Source organism: Saccharopolyspora sp. 6M (assembly GCF_020176775.1).
GTDB lineage: Bacteria > Actinomycetota > Actinomycetes > Mycobacteriales > Pseudonocardiaceae > Saccharopolyspora_C > Saccharopolyspora_C gregorii.
Genome location: NZ_JAIUJZ010000271.1, coordinates 1 through 5,590, shown reverse-complemented (window position 1 = coordinate 5,590; position 5,590 = coordinate 1). Strand labels below are relative to the sequence as shown.

Sequence of the window (5,590 nt, the reverse complement as noted above, 5' to 3'; positions counted from 1 at the left end):
CCCCCCGCGGGGGGCCCCGCCCCCCCCCCCCCCCGGGGGGGGGGGGGGGCCCCCCCCCCCCGGCCCCCCCCCCCCGGGCCCCCCGGGGCCCCCCCCCCGGGGGAGGACGGGAGCGGTTCGAGCCGTGCGGGGGCGGCCACGAGCCGTTCGGAGCGAACGGACCGTTCGACCAACGAGATGGGACGAACGGTCCGTTCACCCGACTTGCGCGCGGTGGCGGTCAGGACCCGGTGATCGGGGCCGAAGCGGAGTGAACGGACCGTTCGTCCAACCAGATTGGGCAGACGGTCCGTTCACTCGGTGATAACCGCTGCCGCACTCCGGGCGGAGTGAACGGACCGTTCGACCAACGAGATGGGACGAACGGTCCGTTCACCCGGAGAACCGACGGGTCCACCCCGTTGCCGCGGCGGTGCACGCCGCGTCGCCGGATCCGGTGGTGCGGCGGTGCGATCGGGGCAACCGGATCACGCTGCCGAGCGGTTCCCGCGACATGATCAGGTGCACTAGTCTCGCGGCGGCACGATCGACGACCTTGGGGGCACCTTGGCCACGTGGGACGACATCGCCGCATTCGTCCGGTCCGAGTACCGAGTCATCGAGGACACCGGCGACGAGATCCGCATCCTCATCGAGTACGAGGACGAGCGCAGCCAGGTGATCATCGTTTGCCGGGAGGTGCTGGACCAGCGCGAGGAGTGGGTCCAGATCGCCTCGGTGTGCGGGCTCGTCTCGGACGTGGACCTGCGCCTGGTGCTCAAGGAGATCGGCGAGACCTCCGTCGTCTGCGGCGCGGTGATCATGGGTGAGCACGTGGTGCTGCGCCACTCGCTGCCGCTGCTGAACCTCGACATCAACGAGTTCCTCGACCCGCTGCAGCTGGTGGCGGACACGGCGGACCAGCTGGAGGAGACCTTCTTCGGCGGCGACGGCTACTGATCCCGCCGATGGGGTGGCGGCCGGTTCCCGCCGGATCGATCCACCCCGCCGAAGATGACCCGATGGGACGCGGCTGAACGTGTTCCACCGCGCCGGGGAGCTTGACTTCTCCGCGGCGCGGCGCGGAAATCGAGGTCATGGCCCGTTCCGCCGGAACCACCCGAATCCCGGTCGCCGTGCTGCTGGTTCTCGGCGTGCTGCTGGCGGGTTGCGCCCGCCCGGTGCGCACCGCCGCCCCCGCGAGCAGGCCGAACGTGGTCGTGGTGATGACCGACGACCAGTGGCTGGACAGCGTGCGGTTCATGCCGAACGTGCAGCGGCTGCTGGGGTTGGGCGGCGCCACGTTCGACCGGTACTACGCGTCGTTCCCGCTGTGCTGCCCCTCCCGCTCGACTTTCCTCAGTGGACAGTTGGCGCACAACAACGGGGTGCGGCACAACGCGCCGCCGCTCGGCGGCTACGACGCGCTGGACGAGGAGAACGCGTTGCCGGTGTGGATGCAGCGGGCCGGCTACACGACCTCGCACATCGGCAAGTACCCGAACGGCTACGGCAAGTCGGACGAGACGCACGTGCCACCGGGCTGGGACGAGTGGCGCGGCTCGATCGACCCGACCACCTACGACATGTACGGCTACCGGTTGAACGAGAACGGTCGGTTGCGCACCTACGGCGACCCGTGGGTGCAGGACCCGGCGATGTACCAGACCGACGTCTACCGGGACAAGGCGATCGACTTCATCGACCGGCGGTCGGCGGCGGACGACCCGTTCTTCCTGAGCGTGGCGTTCCTGGCCCCGCACGGGGAGAACGTGCACGGCGCCCCGGACAACGGCGACTTCTTCCGGGTCGGTCGCGGCCCGCGGCCCGCGCTGCGCCACCAGGGCGAGTTCGCCGCGGAACGGCCGCCGTACGACGCGTCCTACGGCGAGCAGGACGTGGCGGACAAGCCGGAGTTCCTCCGCGACTACCCGGAGATCTCGGCGGCCACCGGCACCGAGATCGCCACCAGCTACCGGCTGCGCCTGGAATCGCTGCTGGCCGTGGACGAAGCGGTGCAGCGGATCGTCGACGCGCTGCGCGCCAACGGGGAGCTCGACGACACCTACCTGATGTTCGTGTCGGACAACGGTTTCTTCTTCGGCCAGCACCGCGTCCCGACCGGCAAGTTCCTGCCGCACGAGGCGGCGGCGCACGTGCCGCTGCTGCTGCGCGGGCCGGGCATCGCGGGCGGCGCGCACGTGCCGGAGCTGAGCACGAACACCGACCTCACCGCCACCATCACCGACATCGGCGGGGCGGAACCGACGATCCCGCTGGACGGGCGTTCACTGCTGCCGTTCGCCCGGGACCCGTTGCTGCGCACCGGAAGACCGCTGCTGCACGAGGCCGCGGAAGGCGCGCTGCCCGACCCGGTGCGGCCGGGCGCGGCGGGCGACGGAGCCTCCGCGCTGGACGTGGCGTCGGGCCGGGCGGCCGGGGCAGGCGACCTGGACCAGGACGGTTCCGCATCACCGCCCGCGCCGGCGAAATCGCGCGACGACCACAGCCAGGTCCTCGACGCCGCCTACGAGGCGATCCGCACCGAACGCTATCTCTACGTCCGGTACGTCAGCGGCGACCACGAGCTCTACGACCTGCACGTGGATCCGGACGAACTGGCGTCGAAGCACGACGACGCCCGCTACACGCAGGTGCGGGCGTTCCTCGACCGGCATCTCGACGCGCTGCAGGGCTGCCGCGGCGCGGAGTGCGCCCGGCCGATCCCGGCCGCACCACGACCCGGGTGAGCGCAGGGGAATACCCGCGACGAAGCCGGAAGATCGACCGAACCGGCCGTACCGCCCGATCCGGACCGGTAGGCTGCCGCGCGTGCTGTTCTTGATCCCCGCCGCCGTCCTGTTCGTGATCTTCGGGATCGGTTTCGCCTACGAACGGCGGCTGGTCCGCAACGGCGTCTACCTGTTCCTGGCCTGCCTGTTCCTGGTCGGCGGCCTGCTGATGTGGCTGGCCACGTACTCGGAATCGGCGGCGGCGGTGGTGCTGATCGTGCTGGCCCTGCTGATCCCGCTGACCACCTTGGCGCTCGCGGTGTTCCTCGTCCTCAACGGCGTGACGATGCTGCGGCGGGAGGGCAGGCGGCTCGCGAACGTGCTGTCGCTGGCCGCCGGGGTCGGGATCATCGGCTTCGTGGTGCTGCGCGGGATCGCGGGCACCATCGGGTGGGCACCGCTGGAAGTGACGATGGACGCCACGGGCAAGGTGATCGGCTACGTCTCGGTGCTGTTCGCGTGCTTCCTGCTCTACTCGCTCGTCTACGGCGCCTTCCCGCACCGCCGCCGCGTTGACTTCATCGTGGTGCTCGGCTCGGGACTGATCGGTTCGCGGGTGCCGCCGCTGCTGGCGAGCAGGCTCGACAAGGGCCTCGCCGAGTTCCGCGCGCAGCAGGAGAAGGGGCGCGAGCCGGTGCTGGTCACCTCCGGAGGGCAAGGTCCCGGTGAGGACGTCCCGGAGGCGCGCGCCATGGCCGACCACCTCATCGCGAACGGGGCGCCGCCCGAGCGGATCCTGGTCGAGGACCGGTCGCGCAGTACCGAGGAGAACCTGCGGTTCAGCGCGGCCATCATGCGCGAGCACCGCCCGGAGCACCGCGCGCTGGTCGTGACGAACAACTTCCACGTGATGCGGGCCGCCCGGATCGCCCGCAAGGAAGGCGTGAACGCCCAGGTGATCGGTTCGCCGACGGCGCGCTACTTCTGGCCGAGCGCCACGATCCGCGAATTCGTGGCGGTCTTCCTCGCCCACCGGGTGGTGAACTTCGGGATGTGCGGGCTGCTCGTCGTCAGCACCGTGCTCGCCGCGGTCTGAAACGCGCAACGGGGCGGTGCGACCACGCGCACCGCCCCGCCACGGGAACCGGGCTTCAGCCGGGCTTGACCATCGGGAACAGGATCGTCTCCCGGATCCCCTTGCCGGTGAACGCCATCAGCATCCGGTCGATGCCGACGCCGACCCCGCCGGTCGGCGGCATGCCGTACTCCAGGGCGCGCAGGAAGTCCTCGTCGAGCTGCATCGCCTCGGCATCACCGCCGGCGGCGAGCAGGGACTGCTCGGTGAGCCTGCGCCGCTGCTCCACCGGATCGACCAGTTCGGAGAAGCCGGTGCCGAGCTCCATGCCGAACCCGATCAGGTCCCACTTCTCCGTCAGCAGCGGGTCCTGCCGGTGCTGGCGGGTCAGCGGGCTCGTCTCCAGCGGGAAGTCGCGCACGTAGGTCGGCCGGATCAGGGTGTGCTCGACGAGCTCCTCGAACAGGTGCTCCACCAGCTTTCCCGGGCCCCACGCCGGATCCCAGGTGATCTCCCTGGCATCGGCGAGCTCCCGCAGCCGCTCGACCGGGGTGGCAGTGGTGATCTCCTCGCCGAGCGCCTCGCCGACCGAGCCGTACAGCGTGATCGACGGCCATTCGGCGCCCAGGTCGATGTCCCCGTGCTCCGGGTGGCGCACCACCATGTCGCCGAACACGGCCTTCGCGGCCTGCCGGAACAGTTCGGTGGTGAGCTCCGCGGCCGTGTCGTAGTCCCCGTAGGCCTCGTAGAACTCCAGCATGGTGAACTCGGGGTTGTGCGTGGAGTCCGCGCCCTCGTTGCGGAAGTTCCGGTTGATCTCGAAGACCTTCTCCACCCCGCCGACCACGAGCCGCTTCAGGTACAGCTCCGGCGCGATCCGCAGGTACAGGTCGAGGTCGTAGGCGTTGATGTGCGTGGTGAACGGCCGGGCCGTGGCGCCGCCGTGCACCTGCTGCAGCATCGGGGTCTCGACCTCGAGGTAGTCGCGGCCGAGCAGCACCGAGCGCAGGGCCTGCACGGCCTTGCCGCGCTGGTGCGCCAGCTGCCGCGCCTCGGGGTTGACGATCAGGTCCACGTAGCGCTGCCGCACCCGGGCCTCCGGGTCGGTGAGGCCCTTGTGCTTCTCCGGCAGCGGCCGCAGGCACTTGGACGTCAACGCCCACGAGTCGGCCATGATCGAGAGCTCGCCGCGCTTGGAGGTGATCACCTCGCCGGTGATGCCCACGTGGTCGCCGAGGTCCACGTCGGCCTTCCAGGAGTCCAGGGCCTCCGCGCCGATCTTGTCCAGCGCGAGCATGATCTGGATGGAGCCGCTGTCGTCGCGGATCGTGGCGAAGCACAGCTTGCCGCCGGTGCGGTACAGCAGCACCCGGCCGGTGACCGACACCCGATCGCCGGTGGCGACGTCCGGTTCGAGGCCCTCGTGACTCTCGCGGACGGGCCCGATCGAGGTGGTGCGCGGGTAACCGACCGGGTAGGGGTCGACTCCGCTCTCCCGCAGCCGGTCCAGCTTCTCCCGCCGGATGCGCATCTGCTCCGGCAGGTCCTCGTGATTCTCGTCCACCGCTTCACTCACCCGGACATGGTATCGGCCCAGCTCACCAGCCTGGCCGGGGTGTCGGTCCCGCGTCGGTGGTGGCGGTCGGGCGGCCGGTCCTCCGCGAAGGTGCCCGGTGCCGAGCAGCGCGGCGAGCTGGGGGAGGGCCGCGCCCGGTCGTCGCGTTCCCCGTCGACCCGCCGACGCCGCGGAGGGAGGGTAACGGGCCCGGGGGGGGGGGGGGTTTGGGGGAGCGCGGGGGTGTGA

The 5,590-nt window shown here is 70.9% G+C and carries 4 protein-coding genes; 3 read left to right on the top strand and 1 reads right to left on the bottom strand.

The window, feature by feature from the left end; genetic code table 11:
• Positions 1-546 precede the first annotated feature (546 nt).
• The 3 genes from LCD31_RS27125 (at position 547) to LCD31_RS27115 (ending at position 3,807) form a co-directional block, all read left to right on the top strand.
• Entirely contained in the window at positions 547-939 is a 393-nt protein-coding gene (locus LCD31_RS27125) for a hypothetical protein (RefSeq protein ID WP_224962730.1), read from the top strand.
• A 137-nt stretch (positions 940-1,076) separates the two neighbouring features.
• A complete protein-coding gene (locus LCD31_RS27120) occupies positions 1,077-2,729 on the top strand; it encodes a sulfatase-like hydrolase/transferase (protein WP_224962728.1) in 1,653 nt (550 codons plus the stop codon).
• An 82-nt stretch (positions 2,730-2,811) separates the two neighbouring features.
• Complete coding sequence (locus LCD31_RS27115; protein ID WP_224962726.1) at positions 2,812-3,807, top strand: YdcF family protein; 996 nt, start codon at positions 2,812-2,814, stop codon at positions 3,805-3,807.
• 55 nt (positions 3,808-3,862) lie between these two features.
• Here LCD31_RS27115 and lysX read toward each other — a convergent pair whose 3' ends face one another.
• Positions 3,863-5,362 carry a bifunctional lysylphosphatidylglycerol synthetase/lysine--tRNA ligase LysX gene (gene lysX, locus LCD31_RS27110; protein ID WP_224962724.1) on the bottom strand — a complete coding sequence of 500 codons (1,500 nt, stop codon included), beginning with the start codon at positions 5,360-5,362 and terminating at the stop codon, positions 3,863-3,865.
• Positions 5,363-5,590 lie beyond the last annotated feature (228 nt).

Bases quoted from the DNA above. Each gene is read 5' to 3' on its own strand.
- LCD31_RS27120 (WP_224962728.1), top strand. From the start codon at position 1,077: ATGGCCCGTTCCGCCGGAACCACCCGAATCCCGGTCGCCGTGCTGCTG.